Raw genomic sequence first — 26,959 nt, 5'->3', positions numbered from 1 at the left:
ATCGGACATGGTGAAAATGCTGTTCTGCGCGCTGCTGCTGGCCGGCGCATCGATTTCGGCGGCCGCGGCGCCCGTTCCCAAGGAACAGCTGCTCGTGCCCCCGGCGAACGCTCGCCATTTCACCATCACGTCCAAGGCCGGCAAGCACGGCGACAATTGGGTCTGGACCTTGCCCGACGGTCGGATTGCCTCGCGCATGTCGATGTCCTTGAGGGGCTGGATCACCGAGGTCGACGAGGTCGCGACGCTCGGGTCCGACGGCCGGCCGGTCGCCATGGAGGTTCGCGGCTATACCGACAGCGGTGACGCGAGCGAGACGTTCAAGGTCGGACCCGACGGGATCGCCACCTGGAAGACCGCGGTCGACAGTGGTTCCGCTCCGTTCGGAACCAAGCGCTACAGCAGCTACGGTGGCCCATGGTTCGACGGGGTCGACCAGGAGGGTGCGTTCCTGGCCGCGGGCGAACGCGGAATCGAGCTCCTTCCCGGCGGCAAGGGACGGATGCGGATCGTCCGCTCGGTCGAAATCACGGGACCCAAGGGTCCGGAAACGGTCAGGCTCGGCTTTGTCGAAGGCTTCGGTCTCTCGCCACGGCCCTACTGGCTGACCGCCGACAACAAGTTCTTCGGCTCGGCCGGCCAGATCAGCATCCTGCCCGCCGGCTACGAGGCCAATGCCGAGCGCCTGAAAGCCATTGGCGAAGAGGAGACCGCCAAGCTCGTCCGGGACATATCGCGGCGCTTCCTCGCCAAGGAGAACAGCGCGCCCGTCCTGTTCGACCACGTCAAATTGTTCGATTCGGTCGGCGGCCGCTATCTCGCTGACCGAGCGGTCCTGGTCGCGAACGGCAAGGTCGCGGCGGTGGGCGCCGCCGGCTCGCTCAAGGCGCCCGCCGGGGCACGGATCATTGACGGGCGCGGCAAGACGCTCCTGCCGGGCCTGTGGGATTCGCACCGCCACGTCGGCGGCGACGACTTCGAGCTGATCCAGAATCTCGCCACCGGAATCACCAATTACCGCAGCCCCGGCTCGCTGATCGAGGACGCGCAAAGCATCTTCAAGCGCCGCGCCGCGGGCGATCTGCTTGCACCCGACGGCAAGGTGTCGGTGATCATCGACCGCAAGGACCCGCTCGCCGCGCAGGGTGCGCTCACCGTCAGCAGCGAAGCCGAAGCCATTGCCGCCGTCCGCAAGGTCAAGGCGGCGGGCATGTGGGGTGTCAAATTCTATACCTCGATGAATCCGGCATGGATCGCGCCGGCCGCTGCAGAGGCGCACAAGCTCGGGCTCCACGTCCACGGCCACGTGCCCGCCGGCATGCGCCCACTCGACGCCGTGCGCGCGGGCTATGACGAAATCACGCACATCAACTTCATCATGATGCAGGCGATGCCGCAGGCGGTGGTCGACAAGGCCAACACGGCCGCCCGGCTCGAGGGACCGGCGCAATATGGCAAGGACGTCGACCTCGATTCGCCCGCGATGAAGGCCTTTTACGCCGAATTGTCGAAGCGCGGCACGATCATCGATCCCACGCTCACCGTCTGGGAGCCGCTGATGACCTCGGACGGCACCGCCATTGCGCCCGAATATGCGCCTTATGCACCGGTCGCCCCGCCGGCGGTGGCACGCGCCTGGAAGATCGCGGGCTATCCCCTGTTCGGCAACGTCACCCGCGATGACTTCCGGAAGAGCTTCGCCAAGATGGTCGGCGTCGTCGGACGCCTCCACAAGGCCGGGGTCCGGGTGGTCGCGGGGACCGACGGCTACGGCCTTGAACTGGTCCGTGAGCTCGAGCTTTACCAGCAGGCCGGCATGACCAACGTCGAGGCGCTCCAGACCGCGACCATCGTGCCTGCGCGCATGGTCGGCATGGACAAGGCGGTCGGCTCGGTCGCGCCGGGCAAGACCGCCGACCTCATCCTCGTCAACGGTGACGCCGAGAAGGACCTGCGGGTCCTCCGGCAGGTCGACAAGGTGGTCCTCGACGGCGTGCTGATGGACGCGCAGGCGCTGCGTGAGGCGGCTGGATTCAGCGGACCGCCGGTCGGAGCCAATTGAAAGCGCAAAGTGTGCCATCTATGTAAGTCACCTGACGGGCTTTCAGGGGACCAGTAGAACATGACGATCCTTCGCCGCTTCGGCCTTCTCGCGCCGCTCGCCGCAGTCAGCCTTGCCGGCTGCGGCATCAATTCGGTGCCGACCGCCGAAGAGAATGTGAACGCCAAATGGGCCAATGTGCAGAGCGAGTATCAGCGCCGCGCCGACCTCGTGCCCAACCTCGTCGCGACGGTGAAGGGCTATGCCAAGCAGGAGAAGGACGTCCTGACGCAGGTCACCGAGGCCCGCGCCGGTGCCACCCGGATCCAACTCGCGCCCGGCGACCTGTCCGATCCGGCCAAGGTCGGCGCCTTCAACGATGCGCAGAACCGACTGACGATGAGCCTCCAGCGGCTGCAGGAGGCCTATCCGGACCTCAAGAGCAACGCGAACTTCCTCGCGCTCCAGTCGCAGCTCGAGGGAACCGAGAACAGCATCCTCGTCGCGCGCAACGACTATAACGAGGCGGTGCAGGCCTATAACACCCGCATCCGGACCTTCCCCGACGCGGTCGGCGCCAAGATCTTCTACGGCGCCAAGCCCAAGGTGCCGTTCCAGGCCTCGAGCGGCGCGCAGGCGGCCCCGACGGTCGATTTCAACGCCCAGTAAGCCGGTGCGCTTCCCCGTCCCGCTGGTTGCGGCCGCGATGCTCGCGGCATGCGGCCAGTCGCCGCCGCCCGGGGGCGATCCGGCCGCCGCCGGGCAGCCGGCGCGCGTCGCGGACGGGGCTTTGCGTGGCCGGGTGATCGACACCGCCGACGTCCTCACGCCGATCGAGGAGAAGGCGATCGCCGGGCGGCTCGCGGCGCTGGCGGCCAACCAGAAGAAGGCGGTGGTGATCGTGACGGTGGTTCCCAAGAACGGCGACAGCATGGAGCGGGTCGGCTGGGCCGTTGGCGGCAAGACCGCCAATCCCGGCACGCTGCTGATGCTGATCGATCCGCAAGCCTCGAGCGTGCGTCTCGAAGGCGAATTGTCGCCGGCCGACCGTGCGCTCGTCGCCGCTGCGATCCTGCCGGACCTGCGTGAGCAGCGCTACGGCGCCGCAATCGGCCGCGGACTCGACCGCTTGCAGGGGTTGGTCAAGTGAAGTTGCGCCATCTCCTCGCCTGCCTGTTCGCGTTGCTCCTGGCGGTGCCGGCCGTGGCCCAGGACTTTCCCAAGCTCACCGGCCGAGTGGTCGATAATGCCAACCTCCTCGATCCCGCGCAGGAAGCGGGCCTGACCGCCAAGCTGGAAGCGCTCGACAAGCAGACCGGGCGGCAGCTCGTCGTCGTGACGCTCCCGAGCCTCGATGGCCGAACGATCGAGGATTACGGCTATCGCCTCGGCCGCACCTGGGCGATCGGCGACAAGGACAAGGACGATGGCGTCCTGCTGATCGTCGCCCCCAACGAGCGCAAGGTGCGGATCGAGACCGGCTATGGCGCGCGGGTATTCCTGACCGACGCGCTGTCGAGCGTCATCATCCGCAACGCCATCACGCCGCGCTTCAAGGCGGACGATTATCCCGGCGGCATCGATGCCGGGGTCGATGCCATCGCCGAGCAGATGCAGCTGTCCCCCGCGGAAGCCGCGCGCCGGGTCAAGGAAGCCGAGGCCAATGCCGCCCGGCCCCGCCCGTCGAACAACGGCGGCGACCTCACCCCGCTCATCTTCTGGGGCTTCGTCATCCTCTTCGTCTTCCTGTCTTTCGCCCGCAACGCGAGCGGCCGCCGCTATCGCGGCAAGCGCCGCGGCGGGATCGACCCCTGGGTCGTGCTCTGGGGTCTCGACGCGATCAGCCGCTCCTCGCGCGGCGGCGGCGGCTGGGGTGGAGGCGGTGGCTTCGGCGGCGGCGGCGGTATCGGCGGGGGCGGGGGTTTCTCGGGCGGCGGCGGTTCGTTCGGCGGGGGAGGCGCGTCCGGATCATGGTGACCCTGAAACTCGACGACAGCGACCACCAGCGGGTCAGCGAGGCGATCGCGGCGGCCGAGGCGACCAGCGATGGCGAGATCCTGACGATCGTCAGCGCCGACAGCGACAGCTATCACGACGTCGCTCTTCACTGGGCGGTCGCCGCGATGCTTGGCGTCATCGCGGTTGCCGCCTGGCAGTCTGATTTTCTTGCCCGCATGTGGGACCGGTTGTTCGGCGGCTGGGGCGTGCAGCCGAGCATCGGCCAGATCCTCTTCTTCGTCCTGATCCTTGTCGTTCTCAAATTCCTCGCCGTGCTGCTGGTGATGAAATGGCGCCCGCTGCGGCTCGCGCTCACCCCCGGCGCGACCAAGGGCCGGCGGGTCCGTCGCCGCGCCATCGCCCTGTTTCGCGCCGCAACCGAGCGCCGCACGGTCGGCCGCACCGGGGTTCTCATCTATCTCTCGCTCGCCGAGCGCCGCGCCGAGATCGTCGCGGACGAGGCCGTCACCAAGGTCACCACGCCCGAATGCTGGGGCGATGCCATGAGCGAACTCATCGCCGAGATCCGCCAGGGCAACCCGGGAGAAGGCCTCGTCCTCGCCGTGCGCGAGGTCGGCGAGGTGCTGACCCGTCACTTCCCGAAGACCGGCGACGATCGCAACGAAATCCCCGACAAACTGATCGAACTGTGAGCCGCGATCCCGACCTCGATCTTCCGCCCGAGACTATGTGGTCGGGGCGCTTCGTCCAGGCGCTGCGCAAAGGCAAATGGGAATATGCCGGCCGCACCGGCGGCATCCGCGCGGTCGTGATCCTCGCCGAACATGAGGGGCAGTGGATCCTGGTCGAGCAGGACCGCGCACCTCTGGGCGGCCCGTGCCTCGAACTTCCGGCCGGTCTCGTCGGCGATCACGGCGACGGTGCCACGATCGAGGAGACCGCGGTCAAGGAGCTGGAGGAAGAGACCGGCTTCACCGCCGAGCGGATCGAGCGCCTCGGCGATTTCCACGCCTCGCCCGGCATGCTGAGCGAAAGCTTCACCCTGGTCCGCGCGCACGGCGTCCGCCGGGTCGGTGCAGGCGGCGGGGTGCCGGGCGAGGAGCAGATCACCGTCCACCTCGTCCCCAAATCCGACCTTGCCGGCTTTGTCGCCGACAAGCGGGCGGCGGGCGTCGCCATGGACGTCAAGCTGCTGCTCCCGCTCGGCCCTGCGCTATTGGGCATTCCCGACGCCTAGCCATTGACGGTTCAGGCCGCACCGTGTGGAAGGCGCGCATGTCGTCATTTTCGAGGTCACTCATCAATGCGCTTGCCCATTCTTCTTGCCGGTTCGGTCCTTCCCCTGCTCGCCGGTTGCGCGACCGTGCCGCCCGCTGACACGTCCGCCGCACCGATGGCGGAAGCGGCCGCCGAGCCGGTAGCGCCGCCCGCGCCCGCGGTGCCCAACAACATCCTCCTGGCCGACTGGACCGGCGGCTTCGGCGGGGTGCCGCCGTGGGACAAGGTCAAGCTGTCGGACTTCCCCGAAGCCTTCACCTTCGCGATCGACGAACAGCGCCGCGAATTCCGCAGCATCGCCGACAATCCGCAAGCGCCGACTTTCGCCAACACCATCGAGGCGATGGAAAAGGCCGGTCGCCGGCTCGACCGCGTCGGCAGCATCTTCGGGGTCTACACCTCGAACCTGTCGAGCCCCGAGGTCCAGGCGCTGAGCAAGGAATGGAGCCCGAAGCTCTCCGCCGCGGGCGACGAGATCACGCTCGATCCCAAGCTCTTCGCGCGCATCGAGACGCTCTATAACGGCCGCGCCGCGCTCGGGCTCGACGCTGTTCAGACGCGCCTCCTGACGCGGACCTACGAGAGCTTCGTGCGCAACGGCGCCAAACTCGATCCCGCGCAAAAGCAGCAGCTCACGGCCTATAACCAGCAGCTCGCCTCGCTCTTCACCGACTTCAATTCGAAGCTTCTTGCCGACGAGGGCAGCTTCACCGCCGCCAGCGAAGCCGAGATGAAGGGCGTGCCCGCCGACGTGAAGTCGGTCGCGGCGAGCGTCGCGAAGGACAAGGGCCTTCCGCCCGGCAGTTACGCCATTCGCAACACCCGCTCGGCGGTCGAGCCGGTGCTGACCTTCGGCACCAACCGCGCCTTCCGCCAGAAGGTCTGGACCGCCTTCACCAACCGCGGCGACAATGGCAACGCCAATGACACCAACGCGATCATCAAGCAGATCGTGAAGCTCCGCTCCGATCGGGCGCGCCTGCTCGGCTACCCGACCCATGCGCACTGGCGGATGCAGGACACGATGGCCAAGACGCCCGACCGGGCGATGGACCTGATGATGCGGGTCTGGCCGGCGGCGGTCGCGCGCGTTCACCAGGAAGTCGCCGACATGGCGCCCTTCGCCCGGCGCGAGGGCGTGAAGACGGTCGAGCCGTGGGACTATCGCTACTTCAACGAGAAGGTCCGCAAGGCGAAATACGACCTGTCGGAAGAGGAAATCAAACCCTACTTCCAGCTCGATAATCTCGTGCAGGGCATGTTCTGGTCGGCCGGCCAGCTCTACGGGCTCGAGTTCAAGGAAAATACCGGGGCGGTCCCCGTCTTCCACCCCGACGTGCGCACCTTCGAGGTCACCCGCGGCGGCAAGACTGTCGGCCTGTTCTACCTCGACACCTATGGCCGCGAGGGCAAGCGCTCGGGCGCGTGGATGACCACCTACCGGTCGCGCGCGCGGCTGACCGGCGACGACATCGTGCTCGCGAGCAACAACAACAACTTCAACAAGCCGGCGCCCGGCGAACCCGTGCTCGTCAGCCTCAGCGACGCGAAGACGCTGTTCCACGAGTTCGGCCACGCGATCCATTATCTCAACGTCGACGTGAAATATCCGAGCCTCGGCGGAGCGCAGCGCGACTTCGTCGAATATCCCAGCCAGGTGAACGAGAATTGGCTGCTGACCCGGCCGGTGCTCGACCGCTTCGCCAAGCATTACAAGACCGGCCAGCCGATGCCTCAGGCGCTGGTCGACAAGATCGAGAAGGCCTCGACCTTCGGGCAGGGCTTCGCGACGGTCGAATATCTGTCCTCGGCGCTGGTCGACATGAAGCTTCACCTGCTGCCGGGCGGCGAGGTCGATCCCGACGCGTTTGAACGCACCACGCTGGCCGAGCTCAAGATGCCGCGCGAGATGGTGATGCGCCACCGCCTGCCGCAGTTTGGGCACCTGTTCAGCTCGGACGCCTATTCGGCGGGCTATTACAGCTACCTCTGGTCCGAGACGATGGACGCCGACACCTGGGCGGCGTTCCAGGAAACCGGCGACCCATTCAACAAGACCGTCGCCGAGCGCTTCCGGACGATCCTCCTGCAGACCGGCAACGAGACCGACCGGGCCGAGGCCTATCGCCAGTTCCGCGGGCGCGACCCCGATGTGACAGCGCTGCTCAAGCGGCGCGGTTTCCCGATCAACTGAGGAAGGGGAGGGCGGGGCCTAGAGCCTCGCCCTTTCCGCCTGCGCCCAGGCCATGGCGGCGAGCGGTTCGAGCGCCTTCGCGCTTTCGGCGGCATGCGCACTCGACGCATTGCCGCGGGCGAGACGGCCCTTGATGCCGTGGATGATCGCGGCCAGCCGGAACAGGTTGAACACCATCAGGTAATCGTAGGCCGGAATGCCCGCGCGGCCCGTGCGGCGGCAGTAGGCCGCGACATATTCCTCTTCGCTCGGGATTCCGAGCGCCGCGAGGTCGAGTCCGGCGAGGCCGGTGAAGATGCCCGACGGCATCCGGTACATCATGCAATGGTAGACGAAGTCGCTCTCGGGGTCGCCGAGTGTCGACAACTCCCAGTCGAGCACCGCTCGGACCTGCGGGGCGGCGGCATCGAAGATCATGTTGTCGCAGCGATAGTCGCCGTGGACGACCCGGCTGTCGCCCTTGTCGGCGGGGAGGTGCTTGCCGAGCCAGTCGACGAGCCGGTCCATGTCCTCGACCCGGCCGGCATCGGTGTCGGCGAGATATTGCTTCGACCAGCGCGCGACCTGCCGCTCGACGAATCCGCCCGCCTTGCCATAGTCGCCGAGACCGATCGCCGCCGGCTCGAAGCTGTGCAATTGCGCGATGGTCGCGTTCATCGCGTCGAAATGCGCTGCGCGGCGCGACCGCTCGACGTCGGGGAACTGCGCTTCCCAGACGATCCGTCCCGGCACCATGTCCATGACGAAGAAGGCGGTGCCAATGACGCCCTCGTCCTCGCACAAGGCATGGACCCGCGGGACAGGGAAGCCTTGGCGTCCGAGCGCCGCCATCACCTTATATTCGCGCTCGACCGCATGCGCGCCGGGCAGCGTCTTGCCGGGCGGCTTGCGCCGCAGGACATAAGCGGCGGTCGGCGTGTCGAGCTTGTAGGTCGGGTTCGACTGCCCGCCCTTGAACTGGCTGACCGACAGCGGGCCGGCGAAGCCCGCGACATGGGCTTCCATCCATTCGGCGAGCCGCGCCTCGTCGAAGCGCAGGCGATCCGAGATGTCGCGGGTTCCGGTGTTGGCAGTGGTACGATCCATGGGTCAGCCGTCGTCCCGAACGTGATTACCGTCCCACCCGTAGACTGCGCGGCCCGCCGAATGAAAGGCAAGAAGGCTGAAACTTGTTCGCGTCGACGGCGGTTTGATGCGCCATGGCCAGTCTCGTACAACTTTCCGACCTTCATTTCGGCGCGCACGACGAGGAGATCGTCCGTGCTGTCGAGCAGGAGGTCGACGCCGCCAGGCCCGACCTCGTCATCATCAGCGGCGACTTCACCCAGCGCGCACGGACCGAGCAATTCCAGCGCGCGGGCCAGTTCCTCGAGCGGCTGCGCGATGCGGGGCACGAGGTGCTTGCCGTTCCGGGCAATCACGACGTGCCGCTCTACGACGTGCTCCGGCGCTTCCTCTCGCCCTTGTCGCGTTACAAGAAATTCATCGATGGGACGCTTTGCCCCTGGCACCAGTTGCCGGGCGCGTCGGTCCTCGGCCTCAACACCGCCCGCTCGCTGACGATCAAGGACGGCAAGGTCAGCCGCGAGCAGATCGATTTCGTGCGCGAGCATTTCGATGCCGCGCCCAAGGGCGACCTCAAGGTGCTCGTCACGCACCATCCATTGTTCGCGCTCCCGGTCGACGACGCGGGCATCCTCGGCAAGGCGATCGGTCGGCAGGAGCTCGCGCTCGACGTCGTCAACGACCTCGGGATCGACCTGCTCCTCGCCGGGCACAACCACCGCGCCTCGACCCATTATGCGCGCGATCTCGTGACGCGCGCGGGCGGCGCGCTCGTGATCCAGGCCGGGACCGCGACCAGCGTCCGGACCCGCGAGGAGGAGCAGAGCTTCAACATCCTCGAAGTGTCCGCGCACGAGGTGACGCTCGGGCTCAAGCGCTGGACCGGCAGCCGGTTCGAAGCCGCCGAGCCCGTGCGCTTCGTCGAGGAGGAGGGCGGCTGGAGCCACGCGCAGGTGCTGAAGGATCCGGCGGAGGCTTGAGCGGCGCCGCGGTCCGCTCCATGAGCCTCTTCATGATCGACGGTTTCGACGCAGACGAGTTCGTCTCCCGCACGCTGGCCGAGGATTTGGGGAGCGGCGGCGATGTGACGTCCGCGGCCACCATTCCCGCCGACGCCCGCTTCACCGCCACCATGAATTGCCGCGAGGACATCGTCGTCGCCGGGCTGTTCCTCGCCGAGCGCTTCTTCCGCGCCACCGATCCCGACGTCACGATCACCACCGACGTCAGCGACGGTGACCGCGCGCCGGCCGGCACGGTGCTGATGCGGCTCGAGGGTAATGCGCGGGCGATGCTGACCGCCGAGCGCTCGGCGCTCAACACGCTCCAGCACCTGTCGGGAATCGCGACGCTGGCGCGGCGCTATGTCGATGCGATCGACGGCACGGGCGCGACCCTGCTCGACACGCGCAAGACGACTCCCGGACTACGGCTCCTCGAGAAATATGCCGCGCGCATGGGCGGGGCGCACAACCACCGGCTGCGGCTCGACGACGGGTTGCTCATCAAGGACAATCATGTCGCGGTGAACGGTTCGGTCGAAGCGGCCGTGTCCCGCGCGCGGGCCGCAAACGCCGGGCTCCAGATTCAGGTCGAGGTCGACCGCGTGTCGCAGATCGAGCCCGCGCTCGACGCGGGGGCCGAGCGCCTGCTCCTCGACAACATGCCGCCGCCGGTGCTTCGCGAAGCCGTCGCCCTCGTCGCCGGCCGGGTGCCGCTCGAAGCCTCGGGCGGGGTCAATCTCGACACCATTCGCGGCATTGCGGAAACGGGGGTCGACTTCATCTCGGTCGGCCGGATCACCCAGTCGGCGCCGGCCGTCGATATCGGGCTCGATTTCGCGCTGAGCTAGCTGAACGGCAGCCGACCGGACGGTTCAGACGGACGTCAGAGGAAAGGGCGCAGAAGGGCCTTCACACGAAAGGAGCCCTGCTCATGTTCAAGAAGTTTCTCTTCGCCGCCTCGGCCGCTTCGCTGGTCGCCATCCCGGGCGCCGCGAGCGCGCAATATTACCCCGGCTACGGCGGCGGCTATAACGGCCAGAGCTATTACGGCGGCAATCGCTGTTCGGGCACGACCGGTACCGTCGTCGGCGGTGTCGCCGGTGCGGTGATCGGCAGCCAGATCGCCAAGGGTCGCGGTGGCTACGATTACTACGGCAATCGCCGTGGCGGCAGCGGCACCACCGGCGCGATCATCGGCGGTGCGGTCGGCGCTCTCCTCGGCCGCAAGGTCGACAAGGACAGCTGCAAGAGCCGCAACTACGGCTACAACGGCTACGGCTACAACAACGTCTATGGCGGCAACTACGGTAACTACGGCTACCGCCGCTACTAAACGGCTGCATTAGCAACCACATCGGGCTGCCGGGCTTTGGTCCGGCAGCCCTTTTTCATTTGGGGCTGGCAAAGGCCACGTTATAGGCGGCTGGTTCAACAAGGAGTGCTCACGTGTTCAAGGGACTGTCGCCGATCATGTACCAGGGCCGCGAAGTCTGGCCGCTGGTGGAAGGCGGCAAGGGCGTCAGCGCCACCAATCACGCGAGTTCGGGCGCCTGGGCGGCAGCCGGCGGTATCGGCACGGTGAGCGCGGTCAACGCCGACAGCTACGATCCCGAAGGCCGCATCGTGCCGCAAGTCTACAACGGCATGACTCGCCGCGAGCGCCATGAAGAACTGATCAAATATGCCATCGACGGCGCGGTCGCGCAGGTCCGCAAGGCCTATGACATCGCCAGCGGCAAGGGCGCGATCAACATCAACGTGCTGTGGGAAATGGGCGGCGCGCAGCATGTCCTCCACGGCGTGCTCGAGCGGACCAAGGGCCTCGTCGCGGGCGTCACCTGCGGCGCTGGCATGCCCTACAAGCTCAGCGAGATCGCGGCGCAGTACAATGTTTCCTACCTCCCGATCGTGAGCTCGGGCCGCGCCTTCCGCGCGTTGTGGAAGCGCGCCTACAGCAAGGTCGCGAACCTGCTGTCCGCCGTGGTCTACGAGGATCCGTGGCTTGCCGGCGGGCACAATGGCCTCAGCAACGCCGAGGACCCGCGCGCGCCGCAGGATCCCTATCCGCGCGTCGCCGAACTGCGCGCCGTGATGCGCGAGGGCGGGATCAGCGACGACGTGCCGATCGTCATGGCGGGCGGCGTGTGGCGCCTCGACGAGTGGGAGAACTGGATCGACAATCCTGAGCTCGGCAGCATCATGTTCCAGTTCGGCACCCGCCCGCTCCTGACGCAGGAAAGCCCGATCCCGGTCGAGTGGAAGCAGCGGCTGATGACGCTCGAGGAGGGCGACGTCCTCCTCCACAAATTCTCGCCCACCGGCTTCTATTCCTCGGCCGTGCGCAATCCGTTCCTGCGCAACCTCGAAGCGCGCAGCGAGCGCCAGATCGCCTTCACCAAGGAAAGCGTCGGCGACCACGCCTTCGAGCTCGACGTCGGCATCGGTACCAAGAAGAATTACTGGGTCACCAGGGGCGACCTGCAGCATGCGCGCGAATGGTTTGGCGCGGGCTTCACCCAGGCGATGAAGACGCCCGACGACACGCTCGTCTTCGTCACCCCCGAGGAAGAGAAGGTCATCCGCAAGGACCAGGCCGACTGCATGGGCTGCCTGTCGCAGTGCAGCTTCTCGAGCTGGGCCGACAATGAGAAGAATTCCACCGGCCGGCTCGCCGACCCGCGCAGCTTCTGCATCCAGAAGACGCTGCAGGACATCGCGCACGGCGGCCCCGTCGAAGAGAACCTCATGTTCGCCGGCCACGCCGCGTTCCGCTTCAAGACCGATCCCTTTTATTCGAACGGCTTCGTCCCGACGGTGAAGCAGCTGGTGGATCGGATCCGGACGGGGGCGTGATGAAGCGTCTCCTCGGGATCGTCCTTCTCGGCCTTGCCGCGAGCGCGAGCGCGCAGGACCGGCCGGTGCCTTATTGGAACTCGCTCAAGAGCGGCGAGGCGATGATGCGCTCGGGGCCGGCGCGCACGTATCCCGGATTGTGGCTTTACAAGCGCCGCGGACTTCCGGTGCGCGTCCTGAAGCGGTTCGAAAACTGGCGGCTGATCGAGGACAGCGAGGGCGCCAGGGGCTGGATCCTTCGGACCATGCTCAGCGAGAGCCGTACCGCGATGGTCAAGGGCAGCGAAGCGCGCCCCGTGCACGCCAATCCGGATGAAGGCAGCCGCGTCAAATATCTGGCCGAGCCCGGCGTCGTCGGCCGCATCAGCGACTGCGACGGCACCTGGTGCCACTTCGAGATGGGCAAGCGCGCCGGCGCCATCCGCATCGCCGACCTGTGGGGCGTCGCCCCGGGCGAAGAGGTCGACGACTAGCCTGTAAAGAACTCTTGACTGTCAAACATGTTTGTCATACCCGGTTCCCATGGAGAATCGGGTCAAGGATTGGCGCGAGCAGGCCGGCTGGTCGCAGGGCGAACTCGCCCGTCGCCTTGGCGTGTCGCGCCAGACCGTGAATGCGGTCGAGACCGACAAATATGATCCGAGCCTCCCGCTGGCACTTCGGATGGCGAAGCTCTTCGCCGTCCCCGTGGACCAGCTCTTCCTCGATCAATGGGAGCCGATCGCATGATGTCCTCGACCCTTCCGCCGCCCGCCAAGACCCGCAAGGTCGCGCTGCAGATGGCGCTTGGCGCCGTCGCGGGCGGGCTGGGCATGTACGGCCTGCTTTCGCTGCTCGACGCCGACCGCGCCTTTCTTGCGTCGGGTGACCGAATCTTCGCGCTCGGAACCGCGCTGGTCTATCTCCTGATGGGTGCGATGGTCGGGCTGGGCTCGCTCCTGCCCGGGGTCGGCGCCAAAACCCTCAATGTCGAGGACGCGGACGACGTGCGCGAGCAGCGGACCGCGCTTCTGGTCGGAAGCGCGACCTTCCTCGTGGTCGCGATTCTGATCGGGGCGCTCGCCCTCGTGCGCGACTCAAGCGGCCTTGGCTATCTGTCGGCCAGCACCGCCACCATCGTCGTCGCCGCCGCCGTGCTGGCCCTCACCGTCCTCGGCGTGCGGTACCGCAAGGTCGGGGACGAGCTGATGCGGCAGGTCTCGCGCGAGGCGAACGGCGTCCTCGTGCTGCTGCTGCTTGCCGTCGTCGGCGGCAAGGCGGTGGGCGCGGTGCTCGGGTTCACCGCGCCGCTCGCGCCGCTCTCGTTCATCAGCGCCTTCTTCGCCCTCTATCTTGCCGCGATCTTCATCGCTGCCGGACGACGCGGTCTGCTGACCCCGCGCTAGACGAGCTCGACCGCGACCGCCGTCGCTTCGCCGCCGCCGATGCAGAGCGAAGCGACGCCGCGCTTCAGGCCCTTCTGCTTGAGCGCGTTCAAAAGGGTCACGATGATGCGGGTGCCGCTCGCGCCGATCGGGTGGCCCAGCGCGGTCGCGCCGCCGTGGACGTTGATCTTGTCGTGGCCGATGCCGAGGTCCTTCATCGCGAACATGGCGACGCAGGCGAAGGCTTCGTTGACCTCGAACAGATCGACCTCGCCGATGCTCCAGCCGGCCTTGTCGAGCACCTTGTGGATCGCGCCGATAGGGGCGATCGTGAACTCGGCCGGGGCCTGCGCGTGCGCGGCAGTGGCGACGATCCGCGCGACCGGGGTCAGCCCCTTCTCGCGCGCCAGCGACTCGCGGGTCAGGACGACCGCGGCGGCGCCGTCCGAGATGGACGAGCTGGTCGCGGCGGTGATCGTCCCGTCCTTGGCGAAGGCGGGCTTCAACTGCGGAATCTTGTCGGGACGGCCGCGGCCCGGCGCCTCGTCGGTGTCGACCACCGTCTCGCCAGCGCGGCTCTTCACCGTCACCGGCACGATCTCGTCGGCGAAGCCGCCGCCGTCGATCGCTGCCTTGGCGCGATTGAGGCTTTCGATGGCATATTCGTCCATCGACGCCCGCGTCAGCTGATAGTCGTTGGCGGTGTCCTGCGCGAAGGTGCCCATCGCGCGGCCTTCCTCATAGGCGTCCTCGAGGCCGTCGAGGAACATGTGGTCGTAGGCGGTGTCATGGCCGATGCGCGCGCCCGAGCGATGCTTCTTCAGCAGATAGGGGGCGTTGGTCATGCTCTCCATGCCGCCCGCGACGATCACGTCGGCGTTGCCGGTCGCAATCGCTTCCGACCCCATGATCACTGTCTGCATGCCTGAGCCGCAGACCTTGTTCACCGTGGTCGCCTGGACCGAAGTCGGGAGCCCCGCCTTGATCGCCGCCTGGCGGGCCGGCGCCTGGCCGAGACCGGCCGGGAGCACGCAGCCCATGTAGATACGGTCGATGTCCTCGCCGCTGACGCCGGCGCGCTCGACCGCAGCCTTCACTACGGTCGCGCCGAGCTCGGTCGCGCTGACGTCGGCCAGCGCGCCCTGCATCGCGCCCATCGGGGTGCGGGCGAAGGAAAGGATGACGGTGGCGTCGGTGGGGGCAGTGGCCATGGCTCGGCTCCGGCAAGAGAAAAGATGCTGCACCGCACATAAGGCGCAAGGCTGCCTTGTCCAAGCCTCGGCCGCTCTGCTAGCGCCAAGCCATGTCAGCACCCACCCTGGACTTCGATCTCGGCGAGATGGCCGACGCCATCCGCGATTCCACCCAGCGCTTCGCCACCGACCGGATCATGCCGATCGCGGCACAGATCGATCGCGACGACCGCTTCCCGATCGAGCTGTGGCCCGAGATGGGCGCGCTCGGCCTCCACGGCATCACCGTCGAGGAAGAGTGGGGCGGGCTTGGCCTCGGTTATCTCGAGCATGTCGTCGCGCAGGAGGAAGTGGCCCGCGCCTCGGCCTCGGTCGGCCTGAGCTACGGCGCCCACTCGAACCTCTGCATCAACCAGATCCGCCGCTGGGGGAATGACGAGCAGAAGCGCAAATATCTGCCCAAGCTAATCAGCGGCGAGCATGTCGGCGCGCTGGCGATGAGCGAGGCGGGCGCGGGCTCCGACGTCGTCTCGATGAAGTTGAAGGCCGAGAAGAGCGGCAACGGTTTCCGCCTCAACGGCACCAAGTTCTGGATCACCAACGCGGCCTATGCCGACACGCTGGTGGTCTATGCCAAGACCTCGCCCGACGCGGGCAGTCGCGGGATCACCGCCTTCCTCGTCGAAAAGGACATGGAAGGCTTCTCGATCGGGCAGAAGATCGACAAGGTCGGGATGCGCGGAAGCCCCACGGCCGAGCTGGTGTTCGACGACTGCTTCGTGCCCGCCGAGAACATCATGGGCCCCGAGAACGGCGGCGTCGGCGTGCTGATGAGCGGCCTCGACTATGAGCGCGCGGTGCTCGCCGGGATCCAGCTCGGCATCATGCAGGCCTGCCTCGACGTCGTCCTGCCCTACGTCCGCGAGCGCAAGCAGTTCGGCAAGCCGATCGGCGCGCAGCAGCTGATCCAGGCCAAGGTCGCCGACATGTACGTCGCGCTCAATTCGGCGCGCGCCTACGTCTACCAGGTCGCAAAGGCCTGCGATGCGGGCAAGACCACCCGCTTCGACGCGGCCGGCGCGATCCTGCTGGCCAGCGAAAGCGCGTTCAAGGTCGCGGGCGAAGCGGTGCAGGCGCTGGGCGGCGCGGGCTATACCAAGGATTGGCCGGTCGAACGCTTCATGCGCGACGCCAAGCTCCTCGACATCGGCGCCGGCACCAACGAAATCCGCCGCATGCTGATCGGGCGCGAGCTGATCGGGGCCTAGGCCCCTTTCGTCACTTCCCCACGAACAGGAAACCGACGCCCGCCATGATGCAGGCGAAGGCCGCCGCGTGGCGCCAGTGGAGGGGCTCGCCGAGCACCGTCACCATGAACCCTGCGAAGATGATCAGCGTGATCGCTTCCTGCACGATCTTGAGCTGCGCGCCCGACCAGCCGCTCTGGTAGCCGACGCGGTTGGCGGGCACCGCGAAGCAATATTCGACGAGTGCGATGCCCCAGCTGATCAGGATGACCAGCATGATTGGTTTGTTCATGCCGCCCTTGAGGTGCCAGTACCAGGCGATGGTCATGAACAGGTTCGAGCAGATGAGCAGCAGGATCGTCGGCATGGCGCCCTGCTAGCTCATCCGCTTGCCGTGGGGGAGGGGCTTACCAGACCTTCACGCGCTGGTCGGGCGCGAGATAAAGCTTCTGCCCCGGCTTGACGTCGAACGCGCCATACCAGGGATCGAGGTTGCGGACGGTCAGCGCGCGATACTGGCCCGGCGCATGGCCGTCGGTGGCGATGGCGTTGCGGAGCGACTCGTCGCGCATCTTGGTCGCCCAGGCCTGCGCATAAGCGACGAAGAAGCGCTGGTCCCCGCTGTAGCCGTCGATTACCGGCGCCGCCTTGCCGCCGAGGCTGTCGTGATAGGCCTGATAGGCCGCCGCGAGGCCCGCGACGTCGGCGATGTTCTCGCCCAGCGTCAGCTTGCCGTTGACGTGGAGCCCGGGCAGCGGCTCGTAGCCGTCATATTGCTTGGCGAGCGCGGCGCCGCCCTGCTGGAAGCGGGCGAAGTCGGCCGGGGTCCACCAGTTGCGCAAGGCGCCGGTCGAATCGAACAGCGCGCCATTGTTGTCGAAGCTGTGGCTGATCTCGTGGCCGATCACGCTGCCGATCGCGCCATAGTTGAACGCCGGGTCGGCCGCGGGATCGAAGAATGGCTTCACGAGGATTGCGGCCGGGAAGTTGAGCGCGTTCTGGACCGGCAGGTTGACCGCGTTCACCAGCTGCGGCGGCATCCACCATTCGGCGCGATCCATCGGCTTGCCGATCTTGGCGATCTGGTGGCGATATTCCGCCAGCTGGGCATTCTTCTGGTTGGCATAGGCATTGTCGCCGGTGATCGTCAGCGAACCGTAATCGCGCCACGTGTCGGGATAGCCGACGCCGACCACGATCGACTTTACCTTCTTGAGCGCCTCTTCCTTGGTCGAAGGCGCCATCCAGTCGAGCGCCTCGACACGCTTGGCGAAGGCGGCCTTGATCTCCTCGACCATCTTCTGGACTTCGGCCTTGGCCGAGGCCGGGAAATATTTGTCGACATAGGCCTTGCCGACCGCGTCCTGCAGCGCGCCGCTGGTGGCGTTGAGCGCCTGGACGTCACGCGGGCGCTGCTGCGGCGTGCCCGAGAGCGCGGTGCCGTAGAAGGCGAAACTCGCGTCGCGGATCGGCTTGGGCAGCACGTTCGCCTGCTGGTTCAGCGTGTGGAAGGCGAGCCACTCCTTCCACGCGTCGAGCGGCTCCGAGCCCACCAGCGCGGCGAGCTTGGGAATCGCGCCCGAATGATAGGCCTGGAACTTGGGCGCTTGGCCCAGCTGCGCGGCGTCGAGCAGCGCGGTCCAGTCGAGCCCCGGCGCATTCTTCTCGAGCTCGGCGCGGGTCCAGACCTTGGCGGCCTTGCTGAAGTCCTCGCTCTCCTCGCGGGTCGCATGCGCCTGCGCGATCTTGGTCTCGAGCGCCATGATCCGGCCCGCCGCGCCGGCCGGGTCGGGGTTGCCGGCCGCCTGCATCACCGTCTGGACGTAGCCACGGTATTTCTCGCGCAGCGCCGCCATCTTGGGATCGGCGCCGAGATAATATTCGCGCTCGGGCAGGCCGATCCCGCCCTGCATCAGATAGGGAAGGGTCTCGCCCGGCGTGTTGAGGCCCTGCGTCACGAATACGCCGAACAGGTTCTCGGTCTGGTAATTGGTGGCGTTCAGCGGATCGACGTCGGCGCGGATGGTGCCGCCGATCGCGCTCGCCAGCGCGCGCTTGTCGGCGATAGCCGCGATCGCGTCGAGGTCGGCCTTGGCGGGCGTCAGCCCCGCCTTGTCGATCGCGTCGGTGTTCAGATACGCCTTGTAGTAATTGGCGATGCGGCCCTCGTTGGTGCCGGCGTCGGCATTACCCTTGAGCAGCCCGTCGAACAGCTCGCGCGTGTTCTTCTCGCGCACCTGGTCGGCGATGTAGAAGGCGCCGACGCTCGACCGGTCGGCGGGGATCTCGGTCGACCTCATCCACCCGCCATTGGCGTAACCGTAGAAGTCGTCGCCCGGCATCACGCTCTTGTCCATCGAGGCGGGGATGATCCCAAGGGCATTGCCGGCCGCGGGCTTCACCGCGGCGGTCTCGGTGGTCTTGCTGCAGGCGCCGAGCGCGAGCGGAAGGGTGAGGGCCGACGCGGCGAGGTAAAGGGCGCTGTGACGCATGGATCGCTTCTCCGGTTACTTGTGGCGCTTCGCTGCGCCCGAACGGCATCGCTTTGCAAGCGCCGCACGCCCCGCTAGGCGCTAAGTGACACCCGCTTTTCGACGAACGTGAGCCAGAGCCCATCCCATGAGCGCACCGCGCCTCGACACCAAGATCGATCCGGCCAGCCCCGAATTTGCCGCCCGCCACGCGCATAATGCGGCGCTCGTCGAGCGGCTTCGGGCCGACGTCGCCACCGCCGCGCTCGGTGGCAACGAGAAGAGCCGCGAGCGCCACGTCGGCCGCGGCAAGCTGCTCCCGCGCGAGCGGGTCGAACGGCTGCTCGATCCGGGCTCGCCCTTCCTCGAGATCGGCCAGCTCGCCGCCAACGACCTCTATGACGGCGAAGTCCCGGGCGCCGGCCTGATCTGCGGCATCGGCCACGTGTCGGGGCGGCAGGTCATGATCGTCTGCAACGACGCCACGGTGAAGGGCGGCACTTACTATCCGCTGACGGTCAAGAAGCACCTGCGCGCGCAGGAGATCGCCGAGGCCAATCGCCTGCCGTGCATCTATCTCGTCGACAGTGGCGGGGCGAACCTGCCGCACCAGGCCGAGGTATTTCCCGACCGCGACCACTTCGGCCGGATCTTCTTCAACCAGGCCAATATGAGCGCGCTCGGCATCCCGCAGGTCGCCTGTGTCATGGGCAGCTGTACCGCGGGCGGCGCCTATGTCCCCGCGATGAGTGACGAGAGCGTCATCGTCCGCAACCAGGGCACGATCTTTCTTGCCGGCCCGCCGCTGGTGAAGGCCGCGACCGGGGAAGTCATCAGCGCCGAGGAACTGGGTGGCGGCGACCTCCACGCCCGCAAGAGTGGCGTCGTCGACCATCTCGCCGAGAATGACGAGCATGCGCTGACCATCGTCCGCGATATCGTCGCCACCTTCCCCGAGCAGGCCGCCGCGCTCGACCTGCGCGAAGCCCGCGCGCCCGCCTACGACCCCGCCGAGCTCCTTGGCATCATCCCCGAGGACGTCCGTGCGCCCTACGACGTGCACGAGGTCATCGCCCGCATTGTCGATGCTTCCGAATTCCACGAGTTCAAGCCGCTTTACGGGACCAGCCTCGTCTGCGGCTTCGCGCACATTCACGGGGCACCCGTCGCGATCCTCGCCAACAACGGCGTCCTGTTCTCCGAAAGCGCGGTCAAGGGGGCGCATTTCATCGAGCTCGCCTGCCAGCGCCGCGTGCCCCTGCTGTTTCTCCAGAACATCTCGGGCTTCATGGTCGGGGGCAAGTACGAGGCCGAAGGCATCGCCAAGCATGGCGCCAAGCTCGTCACCGCCGTCGCCACCGCGCAGGTGCCCAAGATCACCGTGCTGATCGGTGGCAGCTTCGGCGCGGGCAATTACGGCATGTGCGGCCGCGCTTATTCCCCGCGCTTCCTCTTTTCATGGCCCAACAGCCGGATCAGCGTCATGGGCGGCGAACAGGCCGCGAGCGTGCTCGCCACCGTCCACCGCGACGCCGACACGTGGACCGCGGAAGAAGCCGAAGCCTTCAAGGCCCCGATCCGCGAGGACTATGAAGCGCAAGGCTCGCCGTGGCACGCCACCGCCCGCCTGTGGGACGACGGCATCGTCGACCCCACGCAGACCCGCGACGTGCTCGGCCTCGCCCTCGCGGCCTGCCTGAACGCGCCGATTGCGGACCGCGCGCAGTTCGGCGTGTTCCGGATGTAGGCCGGGGCCAGTTTTTCCCTTTCCGATCGATCAAGGACATTTTCTTGGCGTCATTGCCTGCCCGTCGCGCGGCCATCGTGCCCACCGCGCTTGCCGCCTTCGCCGTCGTCGTGGTGATGAACCTCGTTCACGAGGCGGGGCATGGCCTTGCCGGCAAGGCGATGGGCTATGACGTCATCGTCCGCACCAATCACGCCGCCGTCGCGACGGGCGATTTCCGTTCGGCCACCGACGGCCTGATCATGTCCGCGGCGGGGCCGCTGGTGACCGTCGCCATCGCGCTGATCGCCGTGCTCTACGCCCGTCGCGGTTCGGTGCTGGCCGCTGGCGTGGTCCTCGCCGCCCTGGTCTCGCGGCTGATCGCGGCGGTGGTCAGCCTCAACTACCCGAATGACGAGGCCCGGATCTCGACCGCGCTCGGCCTTGGCCAGTGGACCCTGTTCGGGATCGTGATCCTGTTGCTCGCTTCGCTCACCGCGCTGGCCCTGCGCGGAAAGCGCCTCGGCTGGCGCTGGTATGTCGGCGCCTACATCGGCGCATCGCTCGGCACGGCCATGGTGGTGCTGGGTGAAAGCTGGTTCCCCGCCCTTCGCTTCTGACACTCATTACCCCGGAGACCATCACACCGTGCTTGACCCCGTTCGTCAGGACTGGACCCGCGCGCAGATCGCCGCGCTGTTCGACCTGCCCTTTACCGAACTCCTGTTTCGCGCCGCGCAAACCCACCGCGCGCACCATGCCGCCGGCGAGGTGCAGCTCTGCACCCTCCTGTCGATCAAGACCGGCGGCTGTCCGGAGGATTGCGGCTATTGCTCGCAGTCGGCCTCGGCCAAGAGCGGCCTCAAGGCCGAGAAACTGATGGACGTTGATGCCGTCCTCGCCGCCGCCGCCGAGGCCAAGGCGGCGGGGTCGCAGCGCTTCTGCATGGGCGCGGCGTGGCGTGAGCCCAAGGATCGCGACATGGCCGCGGTCTGCCGCATGGTCGCGGGCGTCAAGGCGATGGGGCTCGAGACCTGCATGACGCTTGGCATGCTCACGGCCACGCAGGCGCGCGCGCTCAAGGACGCGGGCCTCGACTATTACAATCACAACATCGACACCTCGCCCGAACATTATGGCGAGATCATCTCGACCCGGACCTTCCAGGAGCGGCTCGATACCCTCGACGAAGTGCGCGAGGCAGGCATCAGCGTCTGCTGCGGCGGAATCGTCGGCATGGGTGAGCGGCGCGAGGACCGCGTCGGGTTCCTCCACGCGCTGGCGACCCTGCCGCGCCACCCCGAAAGCGTTCCGATCAACGCGCTCGTGCCGGTCAAGGGCACCGTGCTCGGCGACATGTATGCGGGCGAGCGCCTGATCGACGACATCGAGTTCGTCCGCACGGTCGCGGTCGCGCGCATCGCCATGCCGCGCTCGATGGTCCGCCTGTCGGCCGGGCGCGAGAGCATGTCCGAGGCGACCCAGGCGCTGTGCTTCCTCGCCGGCGCCAACAGCATCTTCACCGGCGACAAGTTGCTCACCACCGCCAATGCCGGCGACAGCAAGGACGCCGCGCTGTTCGCCAAACTGGGCCTCGTGCCGATGCGGGCCGAGGAACCGATGCGGGCGCTCGAGGCGGCCGAGTAGGCCCTGTTACCCGGCCCCCGCCTTGGCTAGGAACATGCCCATGATCACTTCGCTCCTCATCGCCAATCGCGGCGAGATTGCCTGCCGCGTCATTCGCACCGCGCAGAAGCTTGGCATCCGCACGGTGGCCGTCCACTCGGACGCCGATGCCGACGCGCTGCACGTCCGCATGGCCGACGAGGCGGTCCACATCGGCCCTTCGCCGGCGCGCGAAAGCTATCTGGTCGGCGAGCGGATCATCGCCGCTGCGCGCGAGGCCGGCGCCGAGGCGATTCACCCGGGCTACGGCTTCCTCAGCGAAAACGCCGACTTCGCGCAGGCGGTCCTCGATGCCGGCCTCGTCTGGGTCGGGCCCAAGCCCGCAAGCATCCGCGCCATGGGTCTCAAGGACGCAGCCAAGAAGCTGATGGCCGACGCCGGCGTCCCCGTGACTCCCGGCTACATGGGGGACGACCAGTCGGTCGAGCGGCTCAAGGCGGAGGCCGACGCCATCGGCTATCCGGTCCTGATCAAGGCGGTCGCGGGCGGCGGCGGCAAGGGCATGCGCAAGGTCGACCGCGCGGAGGACTTTTCCGACGCGCTCGCCAGCTGCCGGCGTGAAGCTGCCTCGAGCTTCGGCAACGACGTTGTCCTCCTCGAGAAATACATCCTCTCGCCGCGGCACATCGAGGTGCAGGTGTTCGGCGATGCCCACGGCAACGCCGTCCACCTGTTCGAGCGCGACTGCTCGCTCCAGCGGCGCCACCAGAAAGTGATCGAGGAAGCCCCGGCACCGGGCATGGACGCCGGCACGCGCGACGCCGTCTGCGCGGCCGCCGTTCGCGCGGCGCAGGCAGTGTCCTACGAGGGCGCGGGCACGATCGAGTTCATCGCCGACGCGAGCGAGGGACTTCGCGCCGACCGCATCTGGTTCATGGAAATGAACACCCGCCTCCAGGTCGAGCATCCGGTGACCGAGGAGATCACCGGGCAGGATTTGGTCGAATGGCAGTTGCGGGTCGCGAGCGGCGAACCGCTGCCCAGGCGCCAGGACGAGCTCAGCATCACCGGTCACGCCATCGAGGCGCGGCTCTACGCCGAGGACCCGGCGACGGGTTTCCTGCCCAGCACCGGCGTGCTCGACCATTTTGACCTCGGCGAAGACGGCCGCATCGAGACCGGGGTCGAGGAAGGCGATACGATCTCGCCCTTCTACGATCCGATGATCGCCAAGCTGGTCGTCCATGGCGACGACCGCGACGAGGCGATCGGCCTGCTCGCGTCGATGCTCGACGAGGTCGAGGTCTGGCCGGTGCGGACCAATGCCGGCTTCCTCTTCAACTGCCTCCTCGACGAGGATTTTGGCGCGGCCGACCTCGATACCGGCTTTATCGAGCGCAAGCTCGACGACCTCGTGCCGAGCCCTGCCGCCGACGATCTGCTGTGGCGTGCTGCGGCGGTGATCGCGCTCGCTGACGAGGAGCCGGCCATCCTCTCGGGCTTCCGCCTCAATGCCCCGGCGCAGCCCTCGGTGGTGCTCAGCCATGGCGGGGAGCGGCGCCGCGTCGTCCTCGCCGACGACGAGCCCTATGCCGAGGCCTCGGGCTTCCGCGACGCGGACCGCGTCGTCACCTTCTTCGAAGGCCAGGCCTATGAGTTCGCCTTCGCCGCGCGCGGCAAGGGCGGGGCGCTGGCGGGCGACGGCAGCATCGTCGCGCCGATGCCGGGCAAGGTGACCAGTGTCGACGTCGCGGCGGGCGATCCGGTGACCAAGGGGCAGCGCCTGCTCACGCTCGAGGCGATGAAGATGGAGCATGCGATGCTCGCCCCGTTCGACGGGACGGTGGCCGAATTGAACGCCAGCGCCGGCCAGCAGGTGCAGGTCGACACGTTGCTGGCAAAGGTCGAAGCCGCCGCCGGATAGGGGTCACCCCGGACTTGATCCGGGGTCCGCCTTCCTTCACCCGGCGGTACGTTATTGCAGGATCAGACCGGCGCGAACCGGCACGAACAGGAGATCGACGATGGATATCAATGGCGTTGCGGCAGTAGTGACCGGGGGTGCCTCGGGGCTCGGCGAGGCGACCGCGCGGGCGCTGGCGGCCAAGGGCGCCAAGGTCGCCATCTTCGACCGTAACGAGGAACAGGGCGAGAAGGTCGCGGCCGAGATCGGCGGCATCTTCTGCCAGGTTGACGTCACCAGCGACGACACCGTCGTCGCCGGCTTCGAAAAGGCCCGCGCCGCCCACGGGCAGGAGCGGATCCTCGTCAACTGCGCCGGCGTCGCCAATGCGGTGAAGACGGTCGGCCGCGACCGCGAAACCAAGGCGGTCAAGAAGTATCCGCTGCACCAGTTCGAACTGGTGATCGGGATCAACCTCGTCGGCACCTTCCGCTGCATCGCGCACAGCGCGGCGGGCATGGTCGACGCCGAGCCGCTGACCGACGGCGAGAAGGGCGTGATCATCAACACCGCCTCGGTCGCGGCCGAAGACGGGCAGATCGGGCAGGCGGCCTATTCGGCGTCCAAGGGCGGCGTGCTGGCCATGACCCTGCCGATCGCGCGTGACCTCATGAACGAGGGCGTCCGCGTCAACACCATCCTTCCGGGCGTTTTCAAGACCCCGATGGTCGCGATGATGCCGCCGCAGGTGCAGGACGCGCTGGGCGCGCAGGTGCCGTTCCCCAAGCGCCTCGGCCAGCCGCACGAATATGCCAACCTCGCGGTCTTCATGATCGAGAGCGGCTACATGAACGCCGAGCACGTCCGCCTCGACGGCGGCATCCGCATGGCGCCCAAGTAAGATGGACCGCACGGCCCTCCTGGAAGCCGTCATCGACGCTTCCTGGCGGGCCGGCGCGCTCATCCGCGACATTCGCCGGCGCGGCTGCGGTCACCGGCTGAAGTCCGATCTGTCGCCGGTGACCGAAGCCGACGAGGCCGCGGAAGCCTTGATTCTCAAGGCCTTGAGGGCCGCGGCCCCCGACATTCCCGTGGTCGCCGAAGAACAGGCCGCCAGCGGCCATGTGCGTGACCTTCGAGAAGTTTGGTTCCACGTCGACCCCCTCGACGGCACCAAGGAGTTCATCCGCGGCGGCGATGACTATACCGTCAACGTCGGCCTGGTCACCCGCGACGGACCGCTCCTCGGCGTCGTCCTCGCCCCCGAACAGGAGCGCCTGTTCGCCGGCATCGTCGGCGAGGGCGCCTTCGAGGAACATGGCGGCCGCCGCACACCGCTCGCGGTCATCCCCCCGCGCGATCCGCTGATCGTCGCCGCGTCCAAGTCCCACTTCAACCGGCAGACCGAGGACTATCTCGCCCACGCCGCGCCGGCGGCCGAGCGGCTGTCGATCGGCTCGTCGCTGAAGTTCTGCCTTCTCGCGACGGGCGAGGCCGACTTCTACCCTCGGCTGTCGCCGACCAGCGAGTGGGACACCGCCGCGGGCCACGCCGTGCTCCTCGCCGCCGGCGGCCGCGTCGACGGACCGGACGGCCATGCGCTGACCTACGGAAAGCCGGGCTTCCTCAATTCAGGCTTCACCGCGACGACGGGCTGGCAGGCGCCGCCGGTCGGACCCTGGCTCGCCGCCTAGTTCCAGAGGCGGCGGCTAAGGTCGCACTCGTCATTGTCGGGCAGGTGCTGCGGCGGGCGCTGGCGCGGCGTCACGCACAGCAGGTCGACCTCGGCCTTGATCGCATCGAGCCGGCCCAGAAAGGCGCGCGCCTCGTTGCCGACCAGCGGGTCGCCGGCCATCTCGCGCGCAAGCTGCAGGGTCTGGCCCAAGGCATGCTGCAACGTCGCGAGCACCTCGGCCCGTCCTTCACGTCCCATGTCACCGTTTCTCATCTGGCTGCTTGCGCTCATGCAGCGGGGATACTGTCCATAGCCTTAGCGGAAGCCTTTGACTTGCTCGACGGTGGACGAATTTTCCGCGCGACAGTGGGAGGCGCGGCGGTGTAAGCAGGGGACGCTCGGTTGATATTGTTCCCAGGGGTAGTTCATGTCCCGAGCCTATGCTCAACCGCTTTATTCGCAGAGCCCGTCGACTCCGCCCGTCCTGATCATCGGCGATACGGCCCTCGCCCGCGAGCGCGCGCGCAAGACCCTCGACATCAGTGACTATGATTCCGCCGCCATCCTCTCGATGGGCGAGGCGGCCGAGGATCTCGGTCGGGCCGGTGCCTTGTCGACGGTCTGGCTCGAATTCACCGACGCTCCGACCGCCGGGGGGCGGCGCCTGCTGCAGCGGATCGCCGCCGATGCCGCCCGTCTGTCGAGCGGGGTCGTGGTGTCGGTCCCGATCGACCATCTCGACGAAGTCCTGCTGTGGCTCGGGTCCTCCCCGGTCGAGCTTCTGGTCGATGCGAGCGAGCCCGAGCGGCTCAGCGCCCTGACCTTTTCGGTCTGCAGCGCCCGCTCGATGGGGCTCGCGCACGAAGGTGCCAATGAGGCGAGCTCGGAGCGGCTTCGGCAATTGAGCGACGAGGTATCGCGGATTGCATCGGCCCTGGCCCGCCTCGGAAACTTGTCCAGCCAGCCGCCGCTATCTCCGGCCACGATGCAGCCCCAGCAGGGCGACATGCCGGCGATATCGGCGGAAGCGCTCCGGACCATGATCAGGGCGCGGCGGCAGCGTGCCAACTACCTTCCGGCCGACCTCTTCGCCGATCCCGCCTGGGACATGCTCCTCGACCTCCTCCAGGCCGAGATCGTGCAGCACCGGGTGCCGGTTTCGAGCCTGTGCATCGCTGCGGCGGTGCCCGCGACGACGGCGCTCCGCTGGATCAAGCTGATGACCGACCGGGGGCTGCTGGTGCGGCGCGACGATCCGCACGACGGGCGCCGGGTCTTCATCGAGATGGCGCCGTCGACCAGCGCCGCGCTGCGGCACTATTTCGGCGACGTCGGCCTGGCCGTCGTCTGATTGCTTCTT

The 26,959-nt window shown here is 67.6% G+C and carries 27 protein-coding genes; 22 read left to right on the top strand and 5 right to left on the bottom strand.

Annotated elements, in window-relative coordinates; genetic code table 11:
* Window positions 1-7 precede the first annotated feature (7 nt).
* The 7 genes from ABD693_RS01200 to ABD693_RS01170 all read left to right on the top strand — a co-directional run bounded on the left by ABD693_RS01200 (window position 8) and on the right by ABD693_RS01170 (window position 7,472).
* Entirely contained in the window at window positions 8-2,062 is a 2,055-nt protein-coding gene (locus ABD693_RS01200) for an amidohydrolase family protein (protein WP_344695130.1), read from the top strand.
* 60 nt (window positions 2,063-2,122) lie between these two features.
* On the top strand, window positions 2,123-2,710 hold the full coding sequence (locus ABD693_RS01195; protein ID WP_344695129.1) for a LemA family protein: 588 nt from the start codon (window positions 2,123-2,125) through the stop codon (window positions 2,708-2,710).
* A gap of 37 nt (window positions 2,711-2,747) precedes the next feature.
* The gene (locus ABD693_RS01190; protein WP_344695128.1) at window positions 2,748-3,191 is read left to right on the top strand and encodes a TPM domain-containing protein; all 444 of its coding nucleotides are present in this window, start codon (window positions 2,748-2,750) and stop codon (window positions 3,189-3,191) included.
* Window positions 3,188-4,018: a TPM domain-containing protein gene (locus ABD693_RS01185; protein WP_425567236.1), complete on the top strand. Its 831-nt coding sequence runs from the start codon at window positions 3,188-3,190 to the stop codon at window positions 4,016-4,018. Before ABD693_RS01190 ends, ABD693_RS01185 begins: the two co-directional genes overlap by 4 nt.
* Window positions 4,012-4,692 carry a TPM domain-containing protein gene (locus tag ABD693_RS01180; protein WP_344695127.1) on the top strand — a complete coding sequence of 227 codons (681 nt, stop codon included), beginning with the start codon at window positions 4,012-4,014 and terminating at the stop codon, window positions 4,690-4,692. The genes ABD693_RS01185 and ABD693_RS01180 overlap by 7 nt, the downstream gene beginning before the upstream one ends.
* The gene (locus ABD693_RS01175) at window positions 4,689-5,237 is read left to right on the top strand and encodes an NUDIX hydrolase (protein WP_344695126.1); all 549 of its coding nucleotides are present in this window, start codon (window positions 4,689-4,691) and stop codon (window positions 5,235-5,237) included. Before ABD693_RS01180 ends, ABD693_RS01175 begins: the two co-directional genes overlap by 4 nt.
* A 66-nt stretch (window positions 5,238-5,303) precedes the next feature.
* A complete protein-coding gene (locus tag ABD693_RS01170; protein ID WP_344695125.1) occupies window positions 5,304-7,472 on the top strand; it encodes a M3 family metallopeptidase in 2,169 nt (722 codons plus the stop codon).
* Window positions 7,473-7,490: 18 nt separating this feature from the next.
* On the opposite strand, the gene ABD693_RS01165 is transcribed toward ABD693_RS01170, so the two are convergent.
* A complete protein-coding gene (locus tag ABD693_RS01165) occupies window positions 7,491-8,558 on the bottom strand; it encodes a phosphotransferase family protein (protein ID WP_344695124.1) in 1,068 nt (355 codons plus the stop codon).
* A 113-nt stretch (window positions 8,559-8,671) separates the two neighbouring features.
* Here ABD693_RS01165 and ABD693_RS01160 point away from each other — a divergent pair, with 113 nt between their 5' ends.
* The 7 genes from ABD693_RS01160 (at window position 8,672) to ABD693_RS01130 (ending at window position 13,779) form a co-directional block, all read left to right on the top strand.
* Window positions 8,672-9,517, top strand: coding sequence for a metallophosphoesterase family protein (locus ABD693_RS01160; protein ID WP_344695123.1), 846 nt, complete (start codon window positions 8,672-8,674; stop codon window positions 9,515-9,517).
* A 32-nt stretch (window positions 9,518-9,549) separates the two neighbouring features.
* The gene (gene nadC, locus ABD693_RS01155; protein WP_344695122.1) at window positions 9,550-10,389 is read left to right on the top strand and encodes a carboxylating nicotinate-nucleotide diphosphorylase; all 840 of its coding nucleotides are present in this window, start codon (window positions 9,550-9,552) and stop codon (window positions 10,387-10,389) included.
* 83 nt (window positions 10,390-10,472) lie between these two features.
* A complete protein-coding gene (locus ABD693_RS01150; protein WP_344695121.1) occupies window positions 10,473-10,874 on the top strand; it encodes a glycine zipper 2TM domain-containing protein in 402 nt (133 codons plus the stop codon).
* 113 nt (window positions 10,875-10,987) lie between these two features.
* Window positions 10,988-12,394: an NAD(P)H-dependent flavin oxidoreductase gene (locus ABD693_RS01145; protein WP_344695120.1), complete on the top strand. Its 1,407-nt coding sequence runs from the start codon at window positions 10,988-10,990 to the stop codon at window positions 12,392-12,394.
* Window positions 12,394-12,867 (top strand): SH3 domain-containing protein, encoded by a 474-nt coding sequence (locus tag ABD693_RS01140; protein WP_344695119.1) that lies wholly within the window; start codon window positions 12,394-12,396, stop codon window positions 12,865-12,867. Before ABD693_RS01145 ends, ABD693_RS01140 begins: the two co-directional genes overlap by 1 nt.
* 49 nt (window positions 12,868-12,916) lie before the next feature.
* Entirely contained in the window at window positions 12,917-13,123 is a 207-nt protein-coding gene (locus ABD693_RS01135; protein WP_344695118.1) for a helix-turn-helix transcriptional regulator, read from the top strand.
* Window positions 13,120-13,779, top strand: coding sequence for a hypothetical protein (locus tag ABD693_RS01130; protein ID WP_344695117.1), 660 nt, complete (start codon window positions 13,120-13,122; stop codon window positions 13,777-13,779). The genes ABD693_RS01135 and ABD693_RS01130 overlap by 4 nt, the downstream gene beginning before the upstream one ends.
* On the opposite strand, the gene ABD693_RS01125 is transcribed toward ABD693_RS01130, so the two are convergent.
* Window positions 13,776-14,969 carry a thiolase family protein gene (locus ABD693_RS01125; protein ID WP_344695116.1) on the bottom strand — a complete coding sequence of 398 codons (1,194 nt, stop codon included), beginning with the start codon at window positions 14,967-14,969 and terminating at the stop codon, window positions 13,776-13,778. The genes ABD693_RS01130 and ABD693_RS01125 overlap by 4 nt on opposite strands.
* 92 nt (window positions 14,970-15,061) lie before the next feature.
* Here ABD693_RS01125 and ABD693_RS01120 point away from each other — a divergent pair, with 92 nt between their 5' ends.
* Window positions 15,062-16,219 carry an isovaleryl-CoA dehydrogenase gene (locus ABD693_RS01120; protein WP_344695114.1) on the top strand — a complete coding sequence of 386 codons (1,158 nt, stop codon included), beginning with the start codon at window positions 15,062-15,064 and terminating at the stop codon, window positions 16,217-16,219.
* Window positions 16,220-16,229: 10 nt separating this feature from the next.
* Here the strand turns inward: ABD693_RS01120 and ABD693_RS01115 are convergent, their stop codons facing one another.
* Together ABD693_RS01115 and ABD693_RS01110 are read right to left on the bottom strand one after the other, a co-directional pair.
* Window positions 16,230-16,565, bottom strand: a complete 336-nt coding sequence (locus tag ABD693_RS01115; RefSeq protein WP_344695113.1) for a DMT family protein — start codon at window positions 16,563-16,565, stop codon at window positions 16,230-16,232.
* A 40-nt stretch (window positions 16,566-16,605) separates the two neighbouring features.
* Window positions 16,606-18,690 carry a M13 family metallopeptidase gene (locus ABD693_RS01110; RefSeq protein ID WP_344695112.1) on the bottom strand — a complete coding sequence of 695 codons (2,085 nt, stop codon included), beginning with the start codon at window positions 18,688-18,690 and terminating at the stop codon, window positions 16,606-16,608.
* A gap of 127 nt (window positions 18,691-18,817) precedes the next feature.
* On the opposite strand from ABD693_RS01110, the gene ABD693_RS01105 reads away from it, so the two are divergent.
* From ABD693_RS01105 to cysQ, 6 genes are all read left to right on the top strand, one after another.
* Complete coding sequence (locus ABD693_RS01105) at window positions 18,818-20,416, top strand: carboxyl transferase domain-containing protein (RefSeq protein WP_344695111.1); 1,599 nt, start codon at window positions 18,818-18,820, stop codon at window positions 20,414-20,416.
* A 44-nt stretch (window positions 20,417-20,460) separates the two neighbouring features.
* Entirely contained in the window at window positions 20,461-21,015 is a 555-nt protein-coding gene (locus ABD693_RS01100; protein WP_344695110.1) for a hypothetical protein, read from the top strand.
* A gap of 28 nt (window positions 21,016-21,043) precedes the next feature.
* Window positions 21,044-22,042, top strand: coding sequence for a biotin synthase BioB (gene bioB / locus ABD693_RS01095; protein ID WP_344695109.1), 999 nt, complete (start codon window positions 21,044-21,046; stop codon window positions 22,040-22,042).
* A gap of 40 nt (window positions 22,043-22,082) precedes the next feature.
* A complete protein-coding gene (locus ABD693_RS01090; RefSeq protein WP_344695108.1) occupies window positions 22,083-23,945 on the top strand; it encodes an acetyl/propionyl/methylcrotonyl-CoA carboxylase subunit alpha in 1,863 nt (620 codons plus the stop codon).
* 100 nt (window positions 23,946-24,045) lie between these two features.
* Entirely contained in the window at window positions 24,046-24,825 is a 780-nt protein-coding gene (locus ABD693_RS01085; RefSeq protein WP_344695107.1) for an SDR family NAD(P)-dependent oxidoreductase, read from the top strand.
* 1 nt (window position 24,826) lies between these two features.
* The gene (gene cysQ / locus ABD693_RS01080; protein ID WP_344695106.1) at window positions 24,827-25,618 is read left to right on the top strand and encodes a 3'(2'),5'-bisphosphate nucleotidase CysQ; all 792 of its coding nucleotides are present in this window, start codon (window positions 24,827-24,829) and stop codon (window positions 25,616-25,618) included.
* Here cysQ and ABD693_RS01075 read toward each other — a convergent pair.
* Window positions 25,615-25,857, bottom strand: coding sequence for a hypothetical protein (locus tag ABD693_RS01075; RefSeq protein WP_344695105.1), 243 nt, complete (start codon window positions 25,855-25,857; stop codon window positions 25,615-25,617). The two genes, cysQ and ABD693_RS01075, sit on opposite strands and share 4 nt — an antisense overlap.
* 169 nt (window positions 25,858-26,026) lie before the next feature.
* On the opposite strand from ABD693_RS01075, the gene ABD693_RS01070 reads away from it, so the two are divergent.
* Window positions 26,027-26,950: a hypothetical protein gene (locus ABD693_RS01070; RefSeq protein ID WP_344695104.1), complete on the top strand. Its 924-nt coding sequence runs from the start codon at window positions 26,027-26,029 to the stop codon at window positions 26,948-26,950.
* The last annotated feature ends 9 nt before the right edge of the window (window positions 26,951-26,959 follow it).

The sequence above is a fragment of the Sphingomonas rosea genome, from assembly GCF_039538065.1.
Classification (GTDB): Bacteria; Pseudomonadota; Alphaproteobacteria; order Sphingomonadales; family Sphingomonadaceae; genus Sphingomicrobium; species Sphingomicrobium rosea.
The sequence above is the reverse complement of the archived record's forward strand: the minus strand, read 5'-3'. Positions and strand labels throughout refer to the sequence as shown.

Coding starts and splice junctions, on each gene's coding strand:
- ABD693_RS01200 (WP_344695130.1), top strand. CDS start 8: ATGGTGAAAATGCTGTTCTGCGCGCTGCTGCTGGCCGGCGCATCGATT.
- ABD693_RS01195 (WP_344695129.1), top strand. CDS start 2,123: ATGACGATCCTTCGCCGCTTCGGCCTTCTCGCGCCGCTCGCCGCAGTC.
- ABD693_RS01190 (WP_344695128.1), top strand. CDS start 2,748: ATGCTCGCGGCATGCGGCCAGTCGCCGCCGCCCGGGGGCGATCCGGCC.
- ABD693_RS01180 (WP_344695127.1), top strand. CDS start 4,012: ATGGTGACCCTGAAACTCGACGACAGCGACCACCAGCGGGTCAGCGAG.
- ABD693_RS01170 (WP_344695125.1), top strand. CDS start 5,304: ATGCGCTTGCCCATTCTTCTTGCCGGTTCGGTCCTTCCCCTGCTCGCC.
- ABD693_RS01165 (WP_344695124.1), bottom strand. CDS start 8,558: ATGGATCGTACCACTGCCAACACCGGAACCCGCGACATCTCGGATCGC.
- ABD693_RS01160 (WP_344695123.1), top strand. CDS start 8,672: ATGGCCAGTCTCGTACAACTTTCCGACCTTCATTTCGGCGCGCACGAC.
- nadC (WP_344695122.1), top strand. CDS start 9,550: ATGATCGACGGTTTCGACGCAGACGAGTTCGTCTCCCGCACGCTGGCC.
- ABD693_RS01150 (WP_344695121.1), top strand. CDS start 10,473: ATGTTCAAGAAGTTTCTCTTCGCCGCCTCGGCCGCTTCGCTGGTCGCC.
- ABD693_RS01140 (WP_344695119.1), top strand. CDS start 12,394: ATGAAGCGTCTCCTCGGGATCGTCCTTCTCGGCCTTGCCGCGAGCGCG.
- ABD693_RS01135 (WP_344695118.1), top strand. CDS start 12,917: ATGGAGAATCGGGTCAAGGATTGGCGCGAGCAGGCCGGCTGGTCGCAG.
- ABD693_RS01130 (WP_344695117.1), top strand. CDS start 13,120: ATGATGTCCTCGACCCTTCCGCCGCCCGCCAAGACCCGCAAGGTCGCG.
- ABD693_RS01125 (WP_344695116.1), bottom strand. CDS start 14,969: ATGGCCACTGCCCCCACCGACGCCACCGTCATCCTTTCCTTCGCCCGC.
- ABD693_RS01120 (WP_344695114.1), top strand. CDS start 15,062: ATGTCAGCACCCACCCTGGACTTCGATCTCGGCGAGATGGCCGACGCC.
- ABD693_RS01115 (WP_344695113.1), bottom strand. CDS start 16,565: ATGCCGACGATCCTGCTGCTCATCTGCTCGAACCTGTTCATGACCATC.
- ABD693_RS01110 (WP_344695112.1), bottom strand. CDS start 18,690: ATGCGTCACAGCGCCCTTTACCTCGCCGCGTCGGCCCTCACCCTTCCG.
- ABD693_RS01105 (WP_344695111.1), top strand. CDS start 18,818: ATGAGCGCACCGCGCCTCGACACCAAGATCGATCCGGCCAGCCCCGAA.
- ABD693_RS01090 (WP_344695108.1), top strand. CDS start 22,083: ATGATCACTTCGCTCCTCATCGCCAATCGCGGCGAGATTGCCTGCCGC.
- ABD693_RS01085 (WP_344695107.1), top strand. CDS start 24,046: ATGGATATCAATGGCGTTGCGGCAGTAGTGACCGGGGGTGCCTCGGGG.
- cysQ (WP_344695106.1), top strand. CDS start 24,827: ATGGACCGCACGGCCCTCCTGGAAGCCGTCATCGACGCTTCCTGGCGG.
- ABD693_RS01075 (WP_344695105.1), bottom strand. CDS start 25,857: ATGGGACGTGAAGGACGGGCCGAGGTGCTCGCGACGTTGCAGCATGCC.
- ABD693_RS01070 (WP_344695104.1), top strand. CDS start 26,027: ATGTCCCGAGCCTATGCTCAACCGCTTTATTCGCAGAGCCCGTCGACT.